Below are 441 nucleotides of genomic sequence, written 5' to 3' on the forward strand. Positions count from 1 at the left end.
TGTTTCGATATGGTCGAGGAGCTCAGGTAGGAACCGATGCACGTGAGTCTGACCCATTTTGAAAGTCAGCCCCTTGTCAAATGCGTCTCCAAACAGGAAGCCATGGATGAACCCTGAATAAACGCCAGGAACACTCACGATGCCGCCGCGTCGAACGGCGGCGATGCACTGACGTAAAGCCTTGCCGCTGCTGCCCTCAAGCTTGAGTGTTGCGAGAACGGTTTCCGTCGTACTACCTTTTGCTTCAAACCCCACCGCATCCACGACGCCATCAACACCCCGCATTCCTTTGGTTTGTCGAATGATCGTATCTGCGGGATCGTCGTCTTCATCGAAGTTGATCGGAATTACACCGTATGTTTTCTGCGCGTATGCCAAGCGGTAAGGATGGTGATCGACCATGAAAATTTGGTCGGCACCGAGCATCCTTGCACAGGCCGC

The 441-nt window shown here is 53.5% G+C and carries 1 protein-coding gene; it reads right to left on the bottom strand.

Going from position 1 to position 441, the window contains the following annotated elements; all coding sequences use genetic code 11:
* A partial coding sequence (locus ORL50_RS28770) for an MDR/zinc-dependent alcohol dehydrogenase-like family protein (protein WP_490722696.1) occupies positions 1-441 on the bottom strand: 441 nt, incomplete at both ends.

This window comes from Pseudomonas sp. RIT-562 (genome assembly GCF_026241895.1).
Taxonomy (GTDB): Bacteria; Pseudomonadota; Gammaproteobacteria; order Pseudomonadales; family Pseudomonadaceae; genus Aquipseudomonas; species Aquipseudomonas mandelii_F.